We start from the raw sequence: 23415 nt of genomic DNA on the forward strand, positions 1-23415 counted from the left end.
TTATGTTGGCGGGGAGCCTTTCCCTGCTTGGCGGCTGTCAGCTGCTGTCTCAGGCGCCGGAGTCCACTGCCGAAGCGCCCGTCAAGGCCACTCCGGCTCCGGTCATCACTCAGGCTCCACAAGTCATCAGTGAGCCCGAAGTCGCTGTCACAGATGTATGGCAACGGATCCGCAGCCAACTCAATATGCCGGTTCCCGATGAGAAGCTGGTGCGCCAGTACCGCCAGTGGTACATCAATAATCCAAGACACCTGGAGCAGATCTCCGAGCGGGCTGCCCCTTTCATGTATTTGATTGTCGAGCAGATAGAAGAGCGTAAATTGCCGATGGAACTGGCGCTGCTGCCGATAGTGGAAAGTGCCTTCGACCCCTTTGCCTACTCCCATGGTGCAGCCTCCGGGCTGTGGCAGTTTACGGCGCCGATGGCGCTGCATTTTGGCCTGGATATCAACTGGTGGTATGACGGACGCCGCGACGTACCTGCTGCCACGGCTGCAGCGCTGAATATGATGGAATACCTCTACGACAAGACGGGCGAAAACTGGCTCTATGCCATTGCCGCATATAACACAGGCGAAGGTCGGGTGTTGAACGCGGTCAAGCGGAACCGTCAAAAAGGGCAAGCTACCGACTTCTGGTCCCTGTCACTGCCCAAGGAAACCGAGCGTTATGTGCCGCAACTGCTGGCACTGGCCGATGTGATCAAAAACGCCGACAAATACGGCATTAACCTGACACCGATTGCCAACGAGCAGAAACTGGAAGTGGTCGATGTCGGTAGTCAGATAGACTTGGCCTTGGCAGCCCGCCTTGCCGGTATGGAAGTCAATGAACTGCAACAGTTCAACCCGGGTTTTAATCGCTGGGCCACAGCGCCGGAAGGGCCACACAAATTGGTACTGCCGTTGGACAAGGCCAAAGAGTTTGAAATCGCCCTGGCCAGCACTGAGCCCAGCGAGCGCCTCAACTGGCTCAGATACAAGATCCGCAAGGGTGACTCCCTTGGAGTGATAGCCAAGAAACATCATACCAGTATCGATGTGATCCGTTCTGTCAACGGCATCAGTGGCAACAATATTGTCGCCGGCAAGCACCTGTTGATCCCGGTCGCCCTCAAGGATGCATCGGCCTACCCGCTCTCCAAAGAGCAGCGTCTGGGTCAGAATAAGTCCGGCAAGAGCAAACGCAGCTACCAGGTCAAGTCCGGTGACTCCCTGTGGCAGATAGCCAAGGATAATGGTGTCAGTGTCAACGAGCTGGTGAAATGGAACGGTATCTCGGCCAAGACGCCGTTGCGTCCCGGGAAACAGCTGACCATCTGGACTAAAGCCTCTGGCAAATCCCAGAATGCCAACGCCGTAATGCGCACCGTGAAATACAAGGTTCGCTCCGGGGATTCGCTGGCACGAATAGCCAGCAAGTTCAATGTCACTGTGGATGATCTGCTGGAATGGAACCAGCTCAAGGCCAGTAAATACCTGCAACCCGGACAGATGTTGACCCTGTTCGTGGATGTGACCCGAGTCAAGACCTGATAAAAACTCCTACCCAAGCGGCATCTTTGATGCCGCTTTTGATCCTGCTCTAACTTTCACAAGCCGCTTCGGTACAATTGTTAACCATTTGTTCGCTGTCACAAATTTGACGCTCATCTTTGTCGATAATCATCCGCTGAATTAATCCACCCTAAATAAAAACAAAAATGAGCAGAGATTTGTCCATTACCGGCATCGAGACGCCGGTGCCTGAAGGTGCCCGTATTCTATCAACCACAGATCTCAAAGGGCGTATCACCCACATCAATCAGGAATTTGTCGAACTTTGTGGCTTTTCCCATGAAGAGTTGTTGGGCCATGGGCATAACATAGTGCGCCATCCTCATATGCCCAAGGCAGCCTTTGCCGATCTCTGGCAACAGATCAAGAGTGGCAACAGCTGGATGGGTTTGGTGAAAAACCGCCGCAAGGATGGTGGTCACTATTGGGTCAACGCCTACGTCACCCCGATCCGCCGAAAAGGCAAAATAGTTGAATATCAATCAGTGCGAACCAAGGCAACACCAGAACTGATTGCCAGAGCCGAGGCCTGCTACCTGGCCATCAGTCAGGGAAAATCAGTACTGCCACGCGTTAAACTCGACCTGACAACCAAACTGGCACTATGCTGGGGTGCATCACTGCTATCCTTGGTGCCCCTGCCCTGGCTAAGCGGCCTCTGGCAATTTGTGCCTGTCTGCACCGCGGCAACTTTGATGGGCTGGAGCCTTTTCAGACTCAAACAAAGGTTAAAAAATGTCAGTCAACTCAGCCGCGGAGTACAGAATAATCCACTGATGCAGGCTATTTACTGTAACAGCACAGATGAACTCGCCGAGCTGGAATTGAGCCTGAGAATGCAGCAGGCCGAGATATTCGCCATCACAGGGCGGATAAAAGACAGCGGTGAGATCCTCGATAACAGTTTGAGTGCCCATCAGGCCGCCGTCGATGCCAACTACCGCGAACTGGCACAGCAAACCGGCGCGCTCAAACAGCAAGGTGATGCCATCAACGAACTCAAAGGTGCTGTGACAGAGATTGCCGAAACTTCCGCCGACACCGCCAACGAGGTCACTGAGCTTGAGCAAAGTAACCGGCAAACGCTCGAAGCCCTGGCCGCCAGCCGCGCAGCCAACAGTGAAATCACCGCTCTGCTTACCAAGGTGGAGGCTCAACTGCTGGCGCTGGATAAACGCTGCAGCAGCATTAACACCGTGCTGGAAGTGATAGAGCAACTATCGGATCAGACCAACCTGCTGGCACTCAATGCGGCAATCGAAGCGGCCCGGGCCGGTGAAGCCGGCCGCGGATTTGCCGTGGTGGCCGATGAGGTACGTAACCTGGCAATGCGCTCCGGTGAATCCGCCGGTGAAATACATCAAATTATTGCCGAGCTCAGTCTGCAAAGTCGGCAGACAGTGACCGAGATGGAGCGCAGCCAGCAACTGACCAAAGAAAGTCTGCAACTGGAGCAAAAGTTGGCGCAGCGGTTGGATGAAGCCACCAGTGCCCTGGGCCGAATTGCCGCACACAGCCAGCAAATCGCCGTTGCCACGGAGCAGCAAGCCTGTGTGGTTGAGCAGTTGCACCGCCACTCAGAGCAGTTGCAACAAGGGGTTGGCAGCCTGACCAGCAACAGTGAAGCCGCAAGCCATCACGGCGAAGAGTTGACCCGCCAAAGTGAGCGGCAAAAGGAACTGATAGCCCAGTTTTAACGCGCTTTACCGCCCGTTACAGCTTGGTCAAAGACTGAGTATCCCAATAAAAAAGTCAGGATTAACCTGACTTTTTTATTCCAACCTAGATAAGCGCCTTAACGCCTCGCCACCGGCACTTCCAGCATGGCCATAGCCGCCAACTTGGACTCCAGAGGTTTGCCTTCAAAGCGGGCCTGGAAGCTGTATCCCTCAGGGCCAATTCGCTCAAGTGTCTTGGCCGGTACCTTGAACATCACTTTCAGCGTCTGTCCCGGCTTGATACTGGTATCTCTGATAGCCTGAGTGAACATCATTTCATCCGACCAAGCCCAGACTCGCTGTTCCTTATCATCCACCAACCAGAGATCCGCCGTCATCCCTGAGTTAAAGCGGATCCCAACCACATACTCGCTCGGGTTACGGATCTCCAGCATCGCCTGCAGCGGCTGCTTATTGACTACTTCTGCAAACGTCAGTTTACCCTCAAGCAAGGCAGCTGTCGGCGCTTTTTTGATGGTACCAAAGTGCAGTGTCGGCATTCTGAGTTCCTCCATCCCAGTCGGGGTCTTTTGAGGCACAGGCTCAGTAGTTGCAGCATTGGAGCCACTGCAACCTGCGAGTGCCAAGACCGCCAGCAAAGGCAAAACGGCACGCATCATTTACCTCCTCCGAGTTTCTTGAAGATGCTGTCTTTAAGCTTGTCTTTCACCTTCTCGGTTTCTTCCTTGAGTTTGGAATCAAACAGCGCCTGGGTATCGAGTGCAAACTTGGGTTCCTGGAATGAACCGGAAATCATCAGCGGAATTTCAACACCGGCCAGATCATTCTTGCCTTCACCGCCTTGGCCCTTGAGGCTGCCGACCACTGAGGTTTTCAGCTTATAGTCCAGTTGCTCACTGATAAGGTTGGCACTACCGGCACCCGCCAAGCGAATGAGTGGTGAGGCCATCGCCAGATCCGGGTTATTGGCCACACCATTTTTCAGACTGAAACTGCCGGTCAGGCTGGAGAAGTCTGTCTTGCGTTCGCCCTCTTCCTGAGCCGACAAATCACCTTTTAGCTTGGCCTGGGCACTGCGGATCATATGAGGGATATTCACGCCGTAAAGGGCACCGTCACTGATTTCAAACTTGCCGTTGGCGTCCAGGTTTTGCTTGATGTTATCCGGAATTAGGCTCTTGCCTTTACCTTTGACATTAAAAGCGGTGGCACCAGCAAGAATTTCCAAATCGGCCGCATCCTTGAGCAAAGGTTGAATTTTGACGCCACTGAGCTGAGTATCAAAATTGTAGCTGGCGACCTTGTTGCGACCGTCAAGCTGTGCCTTGGTCATCAGTTTACCCTGATACAAGTCAGCGCTGAGCTGCTTCATATCCAGCACGCCATTGTTCAGAGCCAGATCCATTTTCCAGTTTTCAGTGGTCAAGCCGGCAACCTTAATGGCCTTAACAGTAAGATCCATGGCGAAGTTGACCTGCTTCATCGCACTCAAGTCCGGTTCACTGCCGGCCTTGGCGACCGTTGCCGACTCAGTGGTTTTGGCTGCGGCTTTATCTTCCTCACCGGCGGGCAGTAACTTGTCGAGGTCAATTTCCCCCAGTGCCAACTTGGCTTTTACATCCGGTACCTTGCCGCCGAAAGCCACTTTGAGATCCCCTTTGCCTTCAATATCGGCCACCTTGAGACTGCTCAATACCAGCTCGGCGTTTTGACGGTTGAGATCCAATTTCACATCGGCATTCAGATCGGCGCTCAACTTGCCGCCGGGCATACTCTTGCCTTCAACGCGATTTTCAATGGCAAAGCCGGTGATCTCCAACTGCTTCATGTCCGCTGAAATCTTCAATTGCCCTTTACCCTCGCTGGCAATTTTCATGTCCGGCATGCTGCCGCTGAACTTATAAGCCAGAGAGGCAAATTTACCCAGCGAAAACTCGCCCAGGGTCAGGGACTCAAGTACAAAGGTTTGGTCACTGCCACTGCGCTTGTCGAGCAGATGAATTTGGGTATTGGTGATATTGATGCCACCGATATTGAGACTGGCCAGCCCCTGAGCGTTGCCTTCGGTATTCTTGGGTTGCTCTTTGGCCGTACCGGCATCGCCGCTGAGCCCATCCAGACTGGTGCGGCCGTCTTTCTGGGTTATGAGATCCAGTTTCAAGCCATCGAGGTTTAACTGGGCAATTTCCACTTCTTTACGAAACAGCGGCATCAGAGCAACTTCAGCGACAACCTGATTAACTGCCAACATCTGTTTCTCGTCGAAACCATCCGGGTTACTCAGGCTGATACCGCCCAATTCAATTCCCAGAGTCGGGAAAAAAGTCCAGTTGAGATCCTGACTGATGACCAATTCACGCCCTGTCTGTTTTTTTACCGCATCGACTATTTGGGGTTTAAAGTCGTTGGGATCAAACAACAAGGTCAAATACAGAACCAGACCGAGAAACAATACCGCGAAAATACCCAGTATCCACTTAACCACTTTCATAATAGTTTCCTTGTTCAACAATAAGGACAAAGGCGCTTGTTCAACTGATAAAGGCCATATTCAAGGGATTTTGGCTGACGGCGATGCCATTATCATCGGCATAGAGCATCATGCCGGGAGTTATCTGCACATCGCCAATGGAGAGCGCACAGTTGATTTCTCCAGCCCCCTTACGCTCGGTTTTGATAGGTACCGCCGCCAGGGCCTTTACCCCAAGCTGCATGGTCGCCAAGGTGGCAACATCGCGCACGGCGCCATAAATCACGACTCCCTGCCAACCATGGTCAACTGCGCTTTGGGCAATAAGGTCTCCCATCAGGGCCTTGGATGTAGAGGCGCCACCGTCCACCAACAGCACTTTACCCGTGCCATCAGTAGCCAACAGCTGCTTCACCATGGAATTATCCTCGAAACACCTGACGGTTACGGCTTCGCCCCAAAAAATAGACTTGCCACCAAACTGGTGAAAAACAGATGGCAGCAACATGAGATCATTTTCATAATGATCAAAGAGATCCGGTAACAAATCCAGCATATAGGCCTCCGTGCAAATACTGCTTTCTAGGTTAACGCCCTTATCCTGCCACCACAAGTTTCATGATAGCAAAACAGGCATCTCCTACGCTGTGCAGTGAAATGCTTGAGTAAGTTCGGAAATATACTATAAACTACTACAAGTGACAGCTTTACGATCCCTTTATCCTGTCCACTCTTTCGGGCAAAACTTCGTTTTAAGTGAACATACATGACAAAAGATCTCGATTTGCAGAGTGCTATTGCGGCGCTCGATGCATATGGATATGAAAAAAAACACTCAACGGATCTTGAGCAAGCCAGAAACAAACAACAGATGACCCGTTACTTGAAGTCTTTGGACTATAGCCTCAGGCGTCTGAAGCTTCTGCAGGAAGCGGTCAATGAATTGGTCGAAGAAACGCAGAACGACTTGCATAAACAAGAGCAAGTACAAACCTTCAAGACCAAGGTCATCAATTTATCCCGCGAACTCAATATGTCCTACGATGAAGTATTGGTCTATATGGCCAATCAAGGCGGTAAGTAAGTCCTATAGGGAAGTGAGTTCAGTATCGATTGCAATATAGTTCGATATACCAGAAAGGCGCAGACAATATCTGCGCCTCTCTTTTTATAACAATGATATAAACCCTTTCTGTCCAACAACTATTTATTCCATCTTTTAAATTTCATTCCGTTATTGAAAGTTTCTGATGCTTAACAAAAAGCAATAAGTATCCGCTCAAATCCCCAACCTATTATTCGTCCGGATTATTCCAAATAATCCCATGAAAATTATGAGGCTTTATAGCGCACCCTCTTGTTTGCACTACACTTAGGGAAAGTACAAACGGCCCAGTTTGAAAAGATAAGGGCTCAAAGCAGTGACGAATGGAGGGCAGCAACCACTATGGGAAAGATGCTAGTGCCTTTGGCTCTGCTGCTACTCTTGTTTATCTGGCTCAGCGGGCCCAGGCAACCAACCTCCCCTGTTTTACTCAATCAGACCCCGGTTCGCATCGCCGTGTCCACCTCGCTGCTTTCAGCCCCTGTCATCATTGCCGATAAGCTCGAACTCTTTGCCCGCGAAGGCGTCTATGTGGTGCTGCAACCACTTCAAGGTGGCGATCTTTGTTTCGAGGCCCTGCTCTATCACAGGGCGGATCTGGCCACCAGCTCAGAGTCAGTGGTGATGTTCAACAGCTTTGAGCGAACCGACTTTACCGTGCTGGCCAGCTTTGCCGAATCGGATAACGACATTAAGCTGTTAACCCTGAGCCAGAGCGGTATCACTACCCCGGCGCAACTGGATGGCAAACGCGTTGGAGTCGTTGCCGGCAGTGCCAGCGAGTACTTTCTCGATACCATACTGAATATTGCCGGACACCCAGCCTTGGCGCCAGTTAGGGTGGATATCCGTCCGTCTCGCTTGGCACCGGCGCTGTTGGCCGGCGATGTGGATGCGATTTCAGTTTGGGAGCCCTACGGATTTCAGCTGCTCAAGCATCAACCGGGCAAGATAAGCGAGTTCCCCAGCCGGGGGTTATATAGCCTTTCTTTCAATCTCATCAGTCGTAAGGCCGACAACCAAGCGTACTACGAGCATCATGTGCGGATCCTCAAGGCGTTGAAACTCGCCAGTGAATTTATTGTTCTGCACCCGCAGGAAGCCCGTCAACTGGTTGCCGAGTATCTGCACCTGCCAACAGAGGAGGTTGCCGCCCTCTGGCCCGACTACCTGTTCCGTCTGTCGCTGGGTAACAGCCTGCTCAGTAATCTGCAGTCGCAGGCCCGCTGGGCCATGGCCAGCGGCACCATTGAAGCCAAGCAGCTACCGGATTTCAGAAGCGTCATAGATCCCACTGCATTGGATCAGATACAACACATGTCTTTGGTGGAGCAGCAATGAAGCTATCCAGCCGCCTCAATATTCTGGTCATTCTCTGCATCACCCTGACGCTGGTACTGGCGCTGTCACTGCTGCAACAGCGCCATTTTTCCCAGCAGACATTCCAGCAGATGCACAAACTGGTGGAGCTGCAACTGCATCTGGATCTACTGCGCTCCAACTTGTGGCTGCTGCAGCAATACCGGGATACCCGGGCAGTTGAAAATACCCAGCGGGATCTGCTGCGCCTCAACGCCCTCTTGAGTAACACTCAGGTCGATGATGAGCAGCAACAGCAGCTATTGGCCAATTTAAAACGCCAGAGCAGCAACATCAGTACCCTGCTGGAGCATTCCCTGCCCAAGCTGTCGCTGATAGCAGATGATCAGTTGGTCAGCAGCATGTTGCTGTCCAGATACAATATGAGCATTCAATCCATGAGCGAAGATCTGTTTCGCTTTCAACATTACACCATGGACAGAGCCCGTATGCTGCAGCTCAGTCATCTCTATCTCAACGGCGCCCTGCTGCTGGCCATTGCCCTGTTGGTGACAGGCTTTACCCTGCATACTCTGAGGCGTTTTCGGCGCCACTTGGGCAGTTTGAAACGCGGCATTCGCGATCTGGCCAAAGGCGATCTTCACAGCCGTATCAGGTTGGAACAACAGGATGAACTCTCGGAGCTGGCCAATGAATTCAACAATATGAAACAGGCATTGATGGAAACTACAGCCCGAAAGGAGCAGTTACAGCTGGAAGTGGAGGCGCAAACCCGGCAGTTGCAGCAGCAACAGGATAGGTTAAGATATTTGGCGAACCATGACGATCTCACCGGCGCACTCAATCGCGGTGCCGCCACCACCGAGCTGGAAAACGCCATAGTACGTTGCCAACGTCAACAGCTTAAAGCGGCGCTGCTGTTTATCGATCTGGATAAATTCAAACCCATTAACGACAACTTTGGCCACAGCGCCGGTGATGCAGTGCTGGTGGAAATCGCCAAAAGGCTGCGAGAGACCTTAAGACGCTCGGATTTGGTGGCCCGTATCGGCGGCGATGAATTTATCATCTGGCTGGAGCCGATAAATAGCCGCGAAGAAGTCTGTGCCGTGTTGGAAAAGATTCATGCCTTGGGTGCCGATATCCCCTGGCAAGGGCAACAACTGCAAGTCGGCCTGAGTACCGGCATCAGTCTCTATCCTGAGCATGGCGACACCTTGGCCGAACTCATCGGCGCTGCCGACAGTGCCATGTATCAGGCCAAGCAGGCACAACCTCAGGCTTCCATAGAACTGTCACTAAAGAAGCGCTACAGCTTTGCCTCACCCAGTGCCGATGCCTGACTATGCTTACCCGGCCACACACGCCTGAACTTCAAACTGCCGGCCAAAGGCGCCTAAACCAGCTGAACCTCGGCAGTCTTATCGCCAACAACAGCAACATGGCAGCAAGGTAAAGACTGGGCTCAATGATTTCAGACTTCACCGACCAGTAATAATGCACAGGTACCAACAGGGCTATGGCATAGATACTGTAATGCAGTTGCTGCCAACGTCGCCCCATCCGGCGCTGCAATGCCTTGAACGAGGTCAGCGCCAGCGCAGCAAGCAACAACCAGGCGCTGGCCCCCACCAGAATATAGGGACGCTTGATAATTTCACTGAGTAGCAGCTCCCAAGCAAACAGCAGATCCAGGCTGAAATAGCTGAGAATATGTAAACAGGCCCAGGCAAATACCCAGAGTCCGAGCAAACGCCGGGTCTGCATCAACAACCCCAATTTGAATTTTCTGGCAACAGGCGATACCAACAAGGTGGCCACCAAGACATTGAGCGCCCCTTTGCCGGTAAAATGGATAATATATTGCACAGGATCGCCACCGGCACTGTCTGTCATCACTTGCAGAGCCAAATAAAGCAGTGGCAAGCCGGCCGCCAAATGCAGCAACGCCTTTAACCAAGGCAGTAGCTTGGGGTCTAGACGCATCAATAATATTTCCTTAAATCCAGATCCCGGTAAAGATGGGCTACCTGCTCGCCATAACCGTTGAACATCTGGGTCGGGATCCGTTTGGCAGAGAAGATCCCACCTTCGGCAATCCGCCGCTCTGTCGCCTGTGACCAGCGCGGGTGATCCACCTTGGGGTTCACGTTGGCATAAAAACCATATTCATGGGGTGCCAGCTGATTCCAACTGGTCGGTGGCTGTTTGTCCAAAAGCCTAATTTTCACGATAGATTTAATGCTCTTGAAACCGTATTTCCAGGGCACCACCAAACGCACGGGAGCCCCATTTTGCGGCGGCAGTGTCTTGCCATAGAGGCCCACCGACAGGAAGCTTAACTCGTTCATCGCCTCATCGAGTCTTAATCCCTCCACATAGGGATAATGAATGCCGCCGCCCATCAGGCGATTGCGTTGCCCAGGCATCTGCTCGGGATCAAACAGGGTTTCAAAGGCCACATGAGTCGCAGAGGATTTGACTCCGGCCTTGGCCAGCAAAGCCGCCAGCGGAAAGCCGACCCAGGGGATCACCATGGACCAGGCCTCGACACAGCGCAAACGATAGTGGCGCTCCTCAAGGGGAAGCAACTTGAGCAGAGCGTCATAGTCCAGCGTCAAAGGGCGCTCGACCTCGCCTTCCACTTTCAGCATCCAGGGATTGACCTTGAGGTCCTGACTGTTTTCGAAGGGATCTTGTTTACCTGTGCCAAACTCGTAGAAGTTGTTATGGCGGATCACCTTGTCAAGGGGTGTCAGGCTTCCCGGTAATTGAAAGTTAGGGTTGCTGCGATAGTTGAGATTTGAGGTCACAAATGCCTCGCTCTCGCGCTTTTCACCAAAAAGGTCAAACAGGCCTGCCTGAACATGGCCGGGAATACTGGCACCTATGGCGCCGAGCCCCAACACCTTAACTATATTGCGCCGATCGCGAAACACGGCTTCCGGCGTGACTTCAGTTGCCGGCAACTCCCAGGGCATTTGCCTGCCGATACCCGGTTTAAATTTTTTATTGCTCACAGAGACCTCTCAATAGCTGCAGTCAATTCAGTTTATAAGACCCAGGCAGGCAAAGAAAAATTTCCTGCTGGACTAATTCCTGCTGCTTCATTGGCTGAACCTTGGCTGACAAGGGGTACAAAATGGGCAACTCTTGGTCATTTATCCTGAGTCTGCATGCCCTGGGCCTTGAAGGCCCTGACTCATTCTGCGACTCTATCCGGGTTTTCCGCTCCTCTTTTTGCACTCAAGGGACATGATATGGACTTGGCCACCACAATTTCCGCGCCTCAACTCATTGCCGCCGCAGCCGTATTACTGCTGGGTATCTTGCTTGGCGCCCTCTTTAATCAGCGCATGACCCGCGGCCGCTGGCAACAGATTAAAGACCAGTTGGTGCTGCAACATGAACAAAGATGCAGCGAACTTAACGAACAACTCAGCAACAGCCAGGAAAAAGCCGAATGGCTGGTGTCCCAGCTCGGCAAGGCAGAGGCCATTGCCGAGCGGGTGCCCGACCTTGAACAGCAACTCAAGGATGCTCAGCGCAAGCAGTTGGAAACTCAGTTAAACCTGTCAAAATCCAATGCCATGCAGCAGACAATCAGCGCCCGCTTCGACGCCGAGCAGCAGGCGCTCAACGATAAGATTGAACTGCTTGAGCGCAGTGAAGCCCGCCTGAAAGAGCAATTTGAAAACCTGGCCAACAAAATTTTTGAAGACAGAAGCGAAAGGCTAAAATCCCAGAATCTATCGCAGCTGGATGGTGTTCTTGGACCACTGAAGCAACAACTCGAAGGATTCAGAAGACAAATTCATGAATCCTACTCACAGGAACAGAGTGAACGTTCCTCACTGAAACACCAGCTGGAAGATCTCAAGCAGCTCAACCTGCGCATGAGCCAGGATGCGGTCAACCTCACCAAAGCGCTCAAGGGTGACAACAAGCAGCAAGGCAATTGGGGGGAAGTGATCCTGGAGCGGGTGCTGCAGGAAAGTGGCCTAAGACAAGGGCACGAGTATGACGTGCAGCAGGATCTGAAAAATGATGCCGGCAAGCGCTTTAAACCCGATGTCATCGTCCACCTGCCAGCCAACAAGGATGTAGTGATAGATGCCAAGATGTCACTGCTAGCCTATGAGCGCTACTACAATGCCGAAACCGATGAAGAGCGCGCCCTGGCGCTGCGTGAACATATCAACTCTATCCGCGGTCATATCAAAGGCCTGAGTCAGAAGGACTATCAGCAACTGCACGGCATCAAGAGCCTGGATTATGTGCTGATGTTTATTCCGGTGGAACCCGCCTTCCTGCTGGCGCTGGAACAAGAGCCGCAGTTGGTTAATTTTGCGCTCGAAAACAACATCATGCTCGTCAGCCCAACCAATCTTTTGGTGGCACTGCGCACCATCAATAACATCTGGCGCTACGAGTATCAGAACCAACATGCACAGAGGATCGCCAGGCAAGCCGGAAAAATTTACGATAAACTCTGTGGCTATCTGGAAGATATGGACAAACTCGGGCGCGCGCTGGACAATGCAGAGAAGTGTTTCAACGGCGCCATGAATAAGCTGGCTACCGGCAGAGGTAACCTTGTCCGCCAGGCTCACCAGATGCAACAGCTGGGCGTTGAAACCAGTAAACAACTGGATAAACAGTTGCTTGAAAAGGCGATGACAGAGACTTCCTTGCCGACAGACCAGGAGGTTGATGCCATAGAGGATACAGAGCCGGGCAGCGAACTGGCTTCCTGAGCTCAACCCCGCTCTCAAGTGAACCAGGCCATCAACAAGGAGTTTTAGATGCGCAGAGCCTTGACCCGAATCGCCCTCGCCGGCAGTGTTGCCTTGAGTGCATTGGCAGTATCCACTCCCTGGATGCTGTTTCCCGGGATAGGCCATGCGGCCAAGGCACCTGCCGCTTTGGAGCAACAACGCCAAAGCTACCTAAAGGCCAGAGAAGCGCTGGATAAGGGCCAACTTGAGGAGTATCGCAAGCTCAGGGCCCAACTCAAGGATTACCCACTCAGTATCTATCTGGATTTTCACGCCGAGCTGGATGACATAATGGCGCTTTCTGGCTCAAAGGCGCTAAAGGCATTGGACAAGTTTGAGCATTCACCCTTGCACGCCAGTGCCCGCCACAGGTACCTGGTGCAAGCCGGTGCCGACAAACGCTGGCAAGACTTTCTGGCCATTTCCCCGGAACTTCCACGAGCCACAGAGCTGCAATGCTATTTTTACCGGGCCAAGCTTGGCCAGGGTGAGGCTCAGGTCGCCTGGGATGGCACTCGCCAACTCTGGCTCTATGGTCGCTCCCGTCCCAAGGAGTGCGATCCCCTGTTCAATGCCTGGAGCAAGGCCGGGCACCGCACTCAGGAATTGATTTGGTCGCGGATGATGCTGGCCTTTGATGCAGGCCAAAGCGGTCTGTTGCAGTATCTGGGGCGTAAAGTGACTCAGCATCAGAGCCAGGCCAAGCTGCTGCAGGCGGTATACAAAGATCCCAATCGCCTCAGGCACATGAATCAGTTTGATGGCGATGCCCCCATCTACAGCGATATAGTGTCCGCCGGGCTTAAGCGCCTGGCCCGCAAAGATCTGCGTCAGGCAGTTCGCCTGTACGTCAAGTATGAAAAAGCCGGCAGATTCAGCGATTTCCAAGGGCGACAACTCAACCGTTATCTGGTCAGACGAGCGCTTATCGTCGAGGACGAGGGGCTTAGAGATCATATCGACACCATGCTGCCGCTGCTCAAGGCCGACGATCTGACCGAGCGCCGTCTGCGCTGGGCTATTGCCGAGCAAAATGACGCCGATATCCGCCGTTTTCTGCCGCTGCTCAGCGACGAAGGCCGCAACGATGCCCGCTGGCGCTACTGGCACCTGAGGGTCAATGGCCGGGACGATACCATGCTCGAAGCGCTCAGCAAAGAGCGTAATTTCTATGGTTTCTGGGCCGCCGCCGAACTCGGTGTCGCCCCTAACCTGGCGCATGTGCCGACTCAATCCCAGGCGCAAATGCAGGCAAGACTCGCCGATGACAAGGCGCTGGCGCGGGTATCTGAACTGCTGGCGCTGGATAAACTGGTCGATGCCCGCATCGAATGGAGCCAAATGCTCGCCCGCCACAACAAGCAGATGCGCGCCCAGTACGGAGTCTACGCTCAGCAGCAAGGTTGGGACGCGCTGGCGGTTGAAGCCAGTATTCAGGCCAAGCTCTGGAATGATATGCAGATGCGCTTTCCCTATGCAGCAGACCCTTTCTTTACCCGGGCAGGCAAAGACTTCAAGGTCAATGTCAATGAAATTCGCGCAATCTCCCGCCGCGAAAGCGCCTTCTACCCTTATGCGACTTCGTCAGTGGGCGCCAGAGGCCTGATGCAACTGATGCCGGCCACCGCCAAGCAAACCGCAAAAGAGTTCAAACTGACGTTCAACGGCAGTCGTAGTTTGTACGACCCGGCCATCAATGTACCGCTCGGTAGCGCCTACTACACCAAGCTGCTGGAACAGTTTGACAACAACCGGGTGCTGGCCGTCGCCGCTTACAATGCCGGCCCTCACAGGGTAAAGCGTTGGTTGAAGCAGAGCGATGGCAAACTGGATGTGATGAGCTTTATCGAAACCATCCCCTTCAGTGAAACCCGCTCCTATGTGCAGGCCGTATTCACCTACCGGCAGATTTATGAGCTGCGTCAACAACAGGCGCTGCCACAATTCAGTGAAACAGAGCTTGGCCGCCGCTATTGAAGCGGCGGTGAATTGGCACTGAGTCAATTTCCCAACGCTTTGATATTAAAGCGCTTGTCCCTCGCTGTATTTTTCAGCGCTCGGTACTTTAGTGGGGTAAATGGGCTTGTTATCCCACGGCTATAATGGGAATAATTAGCATTCATTTAGCTAACTCCGTTGATGACTGCATGGATCTTTCTCCTCCGCGGCACATTGCCTGCGAATATCAGCCACTTGTTTGCCCCTGGACCCTGACCATTCAGGGCTATGAGGCCCTGGCCCGCTTTTACAATCAAGAGGGAAAGGCGCTGGCGCCCAATCTGGTATTCGACTGGCTGCACAGAGACAGCCGCGCCCTGGCGGCGGTAGAACTGCAAGCCAAGCTGTTGCAACTCAATCAGGCGCCTAAAACGCCAAGGCTGCACCTGAATCTGGATCCCCACGCGCTGGACAGCGCCAACTGTCAATGCATGATGCAGGCGCTGGACAAATATCAGCAGCAAACCGGAGGCTTGACGGTAGAGCTGATAGAAAACACCTGTGTCAATGACGCCGATAAAGCCCAGGCACTACTCAAGGAACTGCACCGCCGCGGGATTACCGTGGCACTCGATGATGTCGGTGCTCCCCATGCCATGGTGTCGCTGCAACTACTGACTGCCATCGACTGCATCAAGCTCGACCGTCACTGGCTGAGTGCCATCAAGGCACCGCTCATGGCTAAGCTTTTGGAAAATCTGCTTAATTTTGCCAAGTCCTGCCAAAAAATAACTATACTCGAAGGAATTGAAACCGAGCAGCACCTGTCTCAGGCACTGGCTTTGGATGTGGATTTAGTGCAAGGTTTCTATTTCAGACCTCAGTTCATCCAGACAGAGCCGGAACTGATTTCAGTGACCATCTAAACAAGGAAGCCAATGTGTCCAAGAGCCAGATAACCCAGGTACTGCAGCAACTCGAGCAAGTTTTGATAGGCAAGCCCAGGGTAATACGGCTGGCACTGGCCTGTTTACTGGCCCGCGGCCACCTGCTGATTGAAGATCTGCCGGGCATGGGCAAAACCAGTTTATCCCACGCACTGGCGCAAACCTTAGGCTTGAGTTATCAGCGGGTTCAGTTTACCAGCGACATGCTGCCGGCGGATATTCTCGGGGTTTCCATCTTCGATAAGCAGCAATCTGAGTTTGTATTCCACCCAGGCCCCATCTTCAAACAGATGGTGCTGGCCGACGAAATCAACCGCGCCAGCCCCAAGACCCAGAGTGCCTTACTCGAGGCGATGGCAGAGCGGCAGATCACTGTCGACGGTGTGACCCACAGGCTGCCGCATCCTTTTTTTGTGGTCGCCACCCAAAACCCCACCGACCAATCAGGCACCTTTCCACTGCCGGAATCCCAGCTGGACCGCTTTATGATGCGCCTCTCCATTGGTTATCCCAGCCAGGACGCCGAGCTGGCCATGCTCAAAGGGCAAGAACGCACTCAGCCCCTGCCCCAGTGTCTGAGTGCGCTCGAGCTGGATCAACTGCAGCAGGAGTGCGAGCAGGTGGCCGCTTCCGATGCCCTGCTTAACTATATTCTGGCGCTGGTGGAAGCTTCCCGCAGCCAAAACGAAGGCTATGGCCTTTCCCCCAGAGCCACCAAGGCGCTGCTGGCGGCGGCCAAGGCCTGGGCCTATATCCAGGGGCGTCAATATCTGGTGCCCGAAGATGTGCAAGCAGTGTTTGGCGCCGTTGCCGAGCACCGCCTGCGGCATTCGAGCCAACTTCAGGGCGAGCAGTTATCGGCCAAGTTACTCGGCACCATTAATCCCATTCGGTAACAACGAGATGGCCTCTGTGACCTCCCTCTTCTCTGCCCGGTTCAACCGCTGGTTGTCACGGCGTATTCCCGCCGCCAAAGAGCAACGTTTGAGCCACAGAAGCATCTTTATTCTTCCCAGCGGCTTCGGCGTTATCTGGCTGGCGCTGGTACTGCTGCTGTTTCTGTTCGGCACCAACTATCAAAACAACCTGGTGATCGGCCTGGCCATAGTATTGGCCAGCGTGTTTCACACCTGCATCATTCACAGTTACCGCAACTTAGCGGGACTGAGACTCAGTGCCCGTAAGCCTCCCCAAGCCTACGCCGGCGACAGCCTCTCCTTCCCTGTGACCGTCAGCGCCGACAGAAGCCTGTTTCGGCTCGGTTTCAGCTACCCGGGAGAGCGGCAAGTCTTTGTCTCCTGTGTCGATAACCAGGAGCAGACGGCTTTGGTGCCCATGCAGCCAAGGCCCAGAGGCCTTTGGCATCCAGGCAGGCTCAAGGTGGAGTCCTGCTATCCTCTGGGGCTCTGTCGCGCCTGGTCTCATCTGGATCTCGACACCAGTCAATGGGTGTTTCCAGCGCCTGTGGTCAGCACACCTAAACTGGGGCGCAGTGAACACGTCCCCGAATCCCAAGACAGTGGCGAGTGGCTCAGCGGCGTCGATGAATACGCCGGTCTTAAGAGCTATGTTCCGGGTGAATCGCTCAAACAGGTGGCCTGGAAACAGTGGGCTCAGGGCCGAGGCATGCTCAGCAAGGAGTTTGCCGAGCCTCAGGGGGAGCCCTTGTGGCTGGAGCTTGATAGCAAGTTAACCGGCGATGAGTTGGAAAAGCGCCTGGGAGAGCTGAGTTATCAGGTCAATCAACTGGCCCATTCAGGCCAAACCTGGGGGCTTAAGTTAGCGGGCAGAACCATAGCGCCTTCTCAAGGCGAACCTCAGCGTCAGGAATGCCTCAAAGCCCTGGCGCTCTATCCGGCCAAGGCTGAAGGTACCGGCCGATGAAAACCGCTCGCTTGAAAGCCGCACTCAAGGAAACCTCGGAGGAGATCATCACCCGCCGCACCTTGCTTTGGCTGCTGATCACCAACCTGGCAGTGCTGGCGCCGCTTGCAGGCAAAATCACCTTGGGAACCCTGGGGATCTGCGCCATCTGTTTTGTCTGGCGCTTGGGGATCTATCTTGGCAAGGTCGCCAGGCCCCCCAGAGTTCTGGTGACTGTGCTGGCCATTGCTGCGGCGCTGACGTTGGCGCTGGTGAGTCGCGAACTTGGCCTGCTCAATGCCCTGGTCAACTTGTTGATCCTCGGCTATTCCCTCAAATATATCGAAATGCGCAGTCGCCGCGATGTCAAAGCCGTGGTACTGGTGGGCTACTTTCTTATCGCCCTCACCTTTATCGACCATCAGCAGATGCTCGACACCCTGCAACTCTCGCTGGTGGCGGCGCTCAACACCTGTGTGTTGGCAAGCCTCTACCACGAACAGGCCTCGTTCAATCGCCAGATCAAGCTAACCCTGGTGCTGCTGGCACAGAGTCTGCCGCTGGCACTGCTGCTTTTTGTAGTGCTGCCGCGTTTCAGTCCGCTTTGGATGGTGCCGCAGATGAAAAGCAGTACCACAGGCCTGTCCGATGAGCTGAGCTTTGGTGATATCTCACGCCTGACCAAATCCAACGAGCTGGCATTTCGCGCCAGTTTCAAGGGCCAGATACCGGCTCCGGAAGACAGGTATTGGCGCGCACTGGTATTGGAAGAATATGACGGCAAACGCTGGCAGCAGTCACGGGGAATAAAGGCGCTGCAGCAAGACAGCTTTATCATGAATCGCCGCCCCGAACCCGGCGCCCCCAAAGGGCCTTTTATCGATTACAGCATCATAGCCGAGCCGAGCGGCCAGCATTGGCTGTTCGGCTTGGATCTCGCCTACAGCATGGATCCACGCCTGGTGAATCTGCCGGACTTTCGCCTCTATGCCATAAGGCCGGTAGAACAAAGGTTGCAATACCGGGTGATGAGCTATCCGGATGCCCCCCTGGATAACCGCTTGAGAGCGCCGCTGCGGCAGCTCAATCTGAGCCTCCCCGATGAAATCAACCCCCGCAGCCGCAAACTTGCCGCCGATTTTGCCCGCCGTTACCCAAAAGCCGAGCAGCGCTTGACTGCCATGATGCAGTATTTCAACAGCCAGCCCTTTTTCTACACCCTGACGCCCCCGCCGGTGGGGCCGCAGCAACTGGACGACTTTTTGTTTGAAAATCGCGCCGGGTTCTGCGTTCACTACGCCTCGGCATTCACCTTCATGGCCAGAGCCACCGGCTTGCCCGCCCGCATCGTCACCGGCTATCAGGGCGGCGAATACAACCCGCAGGCCGGTTATCTCAGCGTGTATCAATATATGGCCCACGCCTGGAGTGAAGTCTATCTCGAAGGCAAAGGTTGGGTACGTTACGACCCCACCGCCATGATAGCGCCCGAACGAATTGAGCAGGGTTTCGACTCCCTGTTCAGCCCTGAAGAAAGCTATCTTTCCGAACTGCCGTTTGCCGGGGTGCGGGCCAGCGACTGGTACAACAGCCTGAGACTCAGGCTCGCCAGCCTGGATTACTACTGGAGCGTCTGGGTGCTGGGTTTTGACAACGCGCGCCAGCAAGAAGTGCTCTCCAAGCTGTTGGGGGAAGTGAGTATCGGCCGTCTGGCAGCCTTGGTCCTCGGGGTGATGGCCCTTACCTTTATCGTCATTTTGTTCACCACTGGCCTGCTGCGGCTTAAAAGAGGCCCGGACAGCATCAACCGTCACTATCTCAAGGTATGCCGCCAGGCTGCCAGGCTCGGGCTGCCAAGGCCGGCTTCCCTGGGGCCAGTGGATTACGCAGCGGCGCTGGCCGCTCGCTGGCCGGCGCTGACAGAGGAGATAGAAAGTTGGACCTCACTCTATATTCAACTCAAGTATCAAGACGCTTCCAAGGAGTCGGCGATATATAAACGCCGCTTTATCCGCCAGTCCCGCGCTTTGTGGTTCAAACTGCTGAAACAAGATTTGCAACCCGATAAATCAAGCACCTAGAATAGAGCACCAAAGCAATAAACGGCCCAAAGCCAGGTAACCCTGCTGCCTATGTTTACTCTTATCCAGTCCAACAAGATGGAATTGCTGTCGGCCACCCTGGCAGACCGGCTTCGCGATGGCGTCCCCGGCATGTCGCCGCTTAGCTGTGAGCAAATTCTGGTGCAAAGCCCCGGCATGTCCACCTGGCTCCGCCTGGAGTTGGCGCGCCACAACGGCGTGGCAGCAGCGCAGGAGTTTCCGCTGCCGTCCAGCTTTATCTGGCAGCTCTGTTATCTGCTGCTCGATGACGTGCCCAAGGAAAATCCCTTTACCAAGGCGGCGATGACCTGGAAACTGATGGCGCTGTTGCCCTCCCTTCTGGATAGAGACAATTTTGCACCGCTCAGACATTATCTGGGCGACGATGTCGAGCTCAAACTGTTTCAACTCAGCGGCCGTATCGCCGATATTTTCGATCAATATCTGGTATACCGTCCGGAATGGATCCTCGGCTGGGAGCAAAATGAATCTCCGCTGGAGATAGCGCCGCAGCACGCCTGGCAACCCGAGCTTTGGCGCGAGTTGGTGCGTTACAACAATCAGGAGCTGCAGCAGAGCCATTACCACAGGGCCAATCTGCACCAGGCGCTGATAGAAACGCTGACAGGTAGCAATCATGCCTTGGAAGGCCTGCCGCCCAGATTGTTCGTGTTCGGGATCTCCTCGATGGCGCCGCAAACACTGGATGTACTCTATGCGCTCGCCAGTCGCATCGAGGTAGTGATGCTGAGCCTCAGCCCCTGTCGTCACTATTGGGGCGATATCATAGAGCCCAGGGCGCGGGCGCGGATGGCGCTGGCTTTTGAGGGCAAGAAACAGTTGCCCGAGCTCTGGGAAGACAAGCTGGAAGTGGGCAATCCCATTCTGGCCAATAACGGCCGTCTCGGCCGCGAGCTGCTGGATATGGTGCTGGAGCTGCCACCCGAGCGGCTGGAACTGGAAGAGCTGTTTCACCCCGGCAACACAAATACCCTGCTCGGCGGCATTCAAAATGACATTCTGGAGATGGAAACCTTAGGCGAGCCTCTGGGGCCGGATGTCAGTAAATACCTGAATATCGCCCGGCGCAGGCCCTTGGCCGCCACCGACGACTCCATCACCCTGCGAAGCTGCCACAGCCCGCTGCGGGAAGTGGAAACCCTGCACGATCATCTGCTGCATCGCCTGCGCAGCGACCCTTCGCTTGCCGCCAAGGACATCATGGTGATGCTGCCTGATGTGGCCGCCTACGCCCCCTATATCGATGCGGTGTTTTCCGCCAAGAGCGGCGATCATTTCATCCCCTATGCCATAGCCGATCGCGGCGCGGCCCAGGAATCCCCCTTAATTGCCGGTTTTCTCAACCTTTTGGCGCTGGACAAGAGCCGCTTTGGCCTGACAGACATCATCAGTATTCTCGAAGTGCCCGCTGTGCTGGCCCGCTTTGGCATAGCCCAGGAGGAGCTGGAGCAGCTCAAGGGCTGGCTCAAGGCCGCCGGTATTCGCTGGGGCCGCGACAGTCACAACCGCGAAGAGCTTGGCTTGCCCGGGTTTGACAAACACTCCTGGGCCTTTGGGATCCGCCGCATGCTGCTGGGCTATGCCCTGGGCGATGATGCCGAGCTGTATCAGGGCGATCTGCCGCTGGCCGGTATTGAAGGCCAGTCGGCGCAAGCGCTCGGCAAGCTATTGAATTTTATTGAAGCGCTCGATGACTTCAGGAAAGAGCTCAAGCAGCAAATCCCGCCGGAAGAGCGGGTGGCGCAGCTTAACGCCCTGCTCGATGCCTTTTATCTGGCCCAGGAAGACGATGCCAGGGAAGAGATCAACGACATTCGCCAGGCCATAGACAGATTCGCCGAAGAACTGCGACTGTCGGGCTTTAGCGGGGTATTGCCGCAGACAGTGGTTTGGCAATGGTTCAACTCAACCTTGAGTGAGTCCAGGGTCGGTCAGCGTTATCTCGCCGGCAGCGTCAACTTCTGTACCCTGATGCCGATGCGCTCCATCCCCTTCCGCCAGGTGTGTTTGCTGGGAATGAACGATGGCGTCTACCCCAGGGTGCAACATCCTGTGGGGTTCGATCTCACCGCCCATGAAAAGCCAAGACGCGGCGACCGCTCAAGACGCCTGGATGACAGATACCTGTTTCTCGAAGCCTTGCTGTCGGCCCGGGATCAGCTCTATATCAGTTACATAGGCCATAGCGAGCGCGATAACAGTGAACGTATTCCCTCCATGCTGGTATCGGAATTGCTGGAATACATTCAGCTGTGTTACCGCCCGGACGAGGCGCAATTTACGCCGCCATCAGTGCCCACTGATGCCGATGAAATTGCCGCCCTTGGCGATCTGGCGGCCGATGCGCTGATGCAGCGCCTCATCATTCAGCAACCGCTGCAGCCCTTCGACGCCCGGCTCTACAGTGACAGCGAGCTGCCCGGCAGTTTTGCAACCCAGTGGTGCCCCCGGGAGATGTTTGCCGCCCAAAGTCCTGCGCCCTTTATTGAACATGAGCTGGGCGAGGAAACCGGCCTCAAGGAGCCGGAGCTGGAACTCTCGGCGCTGATCCGCTTTTTCCGCAACCCGGCGCAGTATTTCTGCCAGCGGGTGCTGCAGCTGGACTTGAGGCTGGATATCGACAGTCAGGACAATGATGAGCCCTTTGAGCTCAACGCCCTGCAACGCTATCAGCTGCAGCTGCTGATGATGCAGGATGCGCTGGAAGACGAGCGCGGAGAGCTGGATGAAACCCTGCTCGACAAGCTCAAGGCCGAAGGTCTGCTGCCGATGGCGCCGTTTGACGATCTGCTGCTGGATCAATACCGCCGCGATATCGCCCCGGCGGTAGAGCGCACCCGTTTTCTTCGCGCCGAATTGCCCAAGCCGGATGCCGTTGAAATAGCGCTCAAGCTCGAGGTCAATGGCCGCGAGTTGCTGCTCTGTGGCCGCATCGAAGACTGCTACCCCAAGGGGCTGGTCAACTTAAGGCCGGGTACCACCAAGCCCAAGGATCTGTTGAGCCTCTATATTCGCCATCTATGCCTCAATGCCAGCGGCATTCACAGGCACAGCTATCTGCTGGATGCCGGTCACTTCCACGCCATGGCGCCGCTCAAGGCCGAGTCCGCCAAGGCCCTGCTGGGTCAGTTGGCCGCCTTGTTTGAGCTGGGGCAACATAGGCCGCTGCCTTTTATGGCGCAAACCTCCATGGCGTACTTCAGCGCCGAGGTAGAAGATGGCTTGCCCATTGACACTGAACATCAGCTGCGGCTTGCTGAGGCCGAGAGCGCCTGGTTGGATGATGCCGGGTTCGGTGACGGCCAGGATCCCCATAACGCCCGCCTGTTCCGCTTTCCGGAAGACTTCGGTTTAACCCTTGATGACAGCACCTATGCTGCCACGGCGGCGGATTTTGGGCTCAAAGCTGGCGAACCTAAGCTGAATGAAAATGAGCTGAGTGAAAATGAGTTGAGTGAAGATGAGTTTACCCTGAGCGACATGAGTGCGGGGTTGCCAGGCGGTTGGCAACTCAGACTCAAGCGAAGCCTGAGTTTCCCGGGGTTGGCCCAGGGGATTTTGGCGCCGCTTATCAGCCTTTACCACAAAGACAAACTGGCCGCCCTGGCCGATTTTACCCAGATGGGACAGGAATAA

Annotated in this window: 17 protein-coding genes; 12 read left to right on the forward strand and 5 right to left on the reverse strand. The window is 54.6% G+C overall.

Annotated elements, in window-relative coordinates; genetic code table 11:
* Nucleotides 1-2: 2 nt before the first annotated feature.
* Both ACSHSR_RS11330 and ACSHSR_RS11335 read left to right on the forward strand, forming a co-directional pair.
* The gene (locus ACSHSR_RS11330; RefSeq protein WP_223828977.1) at nt 3-1535 is read left to right on the forward strand and encodes a LysM peptidoglycan-binding domain-containing protein; all 1533 of its coding nucleotides are present in this window, start codon (nt 3-5) and stop codon (nt 1533-1535) included.
* 167 nt (nt 1536-1702) lie between these two features.
* A complete protein-coding gene (locus tag ACSHSR_RS11335) occupies nt 1703-3253 on the forward strand; it encodes a methyl-accepting chemotaxis protein (RefSeq protein ID WP_167716242.1) in 1551 nt (516 codons plus the stop codon).
* A gap of 98 nt (nt 3254-3351) precedes the next feature.
* Here the strand turns inward: ACSHSR_RS11335 and ACSHSR_RS11340 are convergent, their stop codons facing one another.
* Genes ACSHSR_RS11340 through ACSHSR_RS11350 form a run of 3 tightly spaced genes read right to left on the reverse strand, consistent with a single transcriptional unit; the run spans nt 3352 to nt 6261 of the window.
* The gene (locus tag ACSHSR_RS11340) at nt 3352-3894 is read right to left on the reverse strand and encodes a BsuPI-related putative proteinase inhibitor (RefSeq protein ID WP_115390428.1); all 543 of its coding nucleotides are present in this window, start codon (nt 3892-3894) and stop codon (nt 3352-3354) included.
* Nucleotides 3891-5726, reverse strand: coding sequence for an AsmA family protein (locus tag ACSHSR_RS11345; RefSeq protein ID WP_479630757.1), 1836 nt, complete (start codon nt 5724-5726; stop codon nt 3891-3893). The genes ACSHSR_RS11340 and ACSHSR_RS11345 overlap by 4 nt, the downstream gene beginning before the upstream one ends.
* A gap of 40 nt (nt 5727-5766) precedes the next feature.
* On the reverse strand, nt 5767-6261 hold the full coding sequence (locus tag ACSHSR_RS11350; protein ID WP_107004755.1) for a putative 4-hydroxy-4-methyl-2-oxoglutarate aldolase: 495 nt from the start codon (nt 6259-6261) through the stop codon (nt 5767-5769).
* Between the two features lie 210 nt (nt 6262-6471).
* Here ACSHSR_RS11350 and ACSHSR_RS11355 point away from each other — a divergent pair, with 210 nt between their 5' ends.
* From ACSHSR_RS11355 to ACSHSR_RS11365, 3 genes are all read left to right on the forward strand, one after another.
* Nucleotides 6472-6789, forward strand: coding sequence for a hypothetical protein (locus ACSHSR_RS11355; protein ID WP_025009657.1), 318 nt, complete (start codon nt 6472-6474; stop codon nt 6787-6789).
* Between the two features lie 363 nt (nt 6790-7152).
* Nucleotides 7153-8151: an ABC transporter substrate-binding protein gene (locus tag ACSHSR_RS11360; RefSeq protein ID WP_071237597.1), complete on the forward strand. Its 999-nt coding sequence runs from the start codon at nt 7153-7155 to the stop codon at nt 8149-8151.
* On the forward strand, nt 8148-9473 hold the full coding sequence (locus tag ACSHSR_RS11365) for a diguanylate cyclase domain-containing protein (protein ID WP_479630758.1): 1326 nt from the start codon (nt 8148-8150) through the stop codon (nt 9471-9473). The genes ACSHSR_RS11360 and ACSHSR_RS11365 overlap by 4 nt, the downstream gene beginning before the upstream one ends.
* A gap of 31 nt (nt 9474-9504) precedes the next feature.
* Here the strand turns inward: ACSHSR_RS11365 and msrQ are convergent, their stop codons facing one another.
* Both msrQ and msrP read right to left on the reverse strand, forming a co-directional pair.
* Nucleotides 9505-10119, reverse strand: a complete 615-nt coding sequence (gene msrQ, locus ACSHSR_RS11370) for a protein-methionine-sulfoxide reductase heme-binding subunit MsrQ (RefSeq protein WP_479630759.1) — start codon at nt 10117-10119, stop codon at nt 9505-9507.
* Nucleotides 10116-11111, reverse strand: a complete 996-nt coding sequence (gene msrP / locus ACSHSR_RS11375; protein WP_144128453.1) for a protein-methionine-sulfoxide reductase catalytic subunit MsrP — start codon at nt 11109-11111, stop codon at nt 10116-10118. The genes msrQ and msrP overlap by 4 nt, the downstream gene beginning before the upstream one ends.
* Nucleotides 11112-11390: 279 nt before the next feature.
* Here msrP and rmuC point away from each other — a divergent pair, with 279 nt between their 5' ends.
* The 7 genes from rmuC (at nt 11391) to recC (ending at nt 23415) form a co-directional block, all read left to right on the forward strand.
* Nucleotides 11391-12887, forward strand: coding sequence for a DNA recombination protein RmuC (rmuC, locus tag ACSHSR_RS11380; protein ID WP_479630760.1), 1497 nt, complete (start codon nt 11391-11393; stop codon nt 12885-12887).
* Between the two features lie 123 nt (nt 12888-13010).
* The gene (locus ACSHSR_RS11385; protein ID WP_479631517.1) at nt 13011-14885 is read left to right on the forward strand and encodes a transglycosylase SLT domain-containing protein; all 1875 of its coding nucleotides are present in this window, start codon (nt 13011-13013) and stop codon (nt 14883-14885) included.
* 170 nt (nt 14886-15055) lie between these two features.
* Nucleotides 15056-15772, forward strand: a complete 717-nt coding sequence (locus ACSHSR_RS11390) for an EAL domain-containing protein (RefSeq protein ID WP_479630761.1) — start codon at nt 15056-15058, stop codon at nt 15770-15772.
* A gap of 14 nt (nt 15773-15786) precedes the next feature.
* The gene (locus ACSHSR_RS11395; protein WP_096141712.1) at nt 15787-16689 is read left to right on the forward strand and encodes an AAA family ATPase; all 903 of its coding nucleotides are present in this window, start codon (nt 15787-15789) and stop codon (nt 16687-16689) included.
* A 7-nt stretch (nt 16690-16696) separates the two neighbouring features.
* Nucleotides 16697-17677, forward strand: coding sequence for a DUF58 domain-containing protein (locus ACSHSR_RS11400; protein WP_479630762.1), 981 nt, complete (start codon nt 16697-16699; stop codon nt 17675-17677).
* Entirely contained in the window at nt 17674-19737 is a 2064-nt protein-coding gene (locus ACSHSR_RS11405; RefSeq protein ID WP_479630763.1) for a transglutaminase TgpA family protein, read from the forward strand. The genes ACSHSR_RS11400 and ACSHSR_RS11405 overlap by 4 nt, the downstream gene beginning before the upstream one ends.
* A 51-nt stretch (nt 19738-19788) precedes the next feature.
* On the forward strand, nt 19789-23415 hold the full coding sequence (recC, locus tag ACSHSR_RS11410; RefSeq protein WP_479630764.1) for an exodeoxyribonuclease V subunit gamma: 3627 nt from the start codon (nt 19789-19791) through the stop codon (nt 23413-23415).

It is taken from the genome of Shewanella sp. VK101, from assembly GCF_056497865.1.